Annotated in this window: 1 pseudogene; it reads left to right on the top strand. The window is 78.9% G+C overall.

From position 1 onward, the window contains the following. Window positions 1-25: 25 nt before the first annotated feature. Window positions 26-848, top strand: a pseudogene (locus DQW85_RS22095) (hypothetical protein); the annotation flags it as partial.

Genomic DNA, 848 nt, shown 5'->3' with positions numbered 1-848 from the left:
CGCCGACCAGGAGGCCCAGCGGGCCGTGGCCGCTCTCGGAGCCCGCCGGGAGGCGCTGGAGCTCGGCCTGGCCCGGGGCGGCGACGGCGGGGCCAGGCTGCTGGAGACCGACCTCGCCGGGGTGCTGGGCCCGCTCGCCGCCTCCCTCCAGGTGACGCCCGGCGCGGAACTCGCGATCGCGGCCGTGCTGGGACCTGTGGCCGAGTCGATCGCCGTCACGTCGATCGGCACCGCCGTCGAGGCCCTGGAACTGCTGCGCGTCAAGGAGGCGGGCCAGGCGACGCTCCTGGTGGCCGGCGCCCAGGATGACGGCCCGCCACGAGCCTCGGACGCGGAGGACCGTCGGACACGAGGGACGTCGTCGGACGCGGAGGGGCCAGGGAGCTTGCCTGGAGGGGAGTCTTCTGTCACCCGTCTCCCGGGCGGGGCCGGAGGGGGCCCGGATGCCGCTCTCCTCGTCGGCCTGCCCCCGGACGGGGCGGCGGCTCCCGAGGGCGGGCGGTGGGCGGTCGAGCTGGTGGCCGTGCCCGGCGGGCTCCGGCAGGCCGTGGATCACGTGCTGGACGGGGTCGTCGTGGTGGACGATCTCGGGGCGGCGCGGCGCGTGGCCGAGACCCACCCCGGGCTCCGGGCCGTGACCAGGGCCGGCGACCTCGTCGGCCCGCACCTCGCCAGCGGCGGGTCCGAGGGCGGCACCTCCGTCCTCCAGGTACGGGCCGCGCTCGACGACGCCATCGCCGACCTCGACGAGGCCGAGGCCACGGCCGAGCAGACGGCCCGGGCCCTCGACGAGGCCGCCGCGGCCGAGCAGGAGGCCCGGGGGGCCGTGGAGGCGGCGCAGGCGCGGG

The organism is Nonomuraea lactucae, from assembly GCF_003313395.1.
Classification (GTDB): domain Bacteria; phylum Actinomycetota; class Actinomycetes; order Streptosporangiales; family Streptosporangiaceae; genus Nonomuraea; species Nonomuraea lactucae.
Note: the sequence above shows the minus strand (reverse complement) of the source record. Positions and strands in the feature narration are given on the sequence as shown.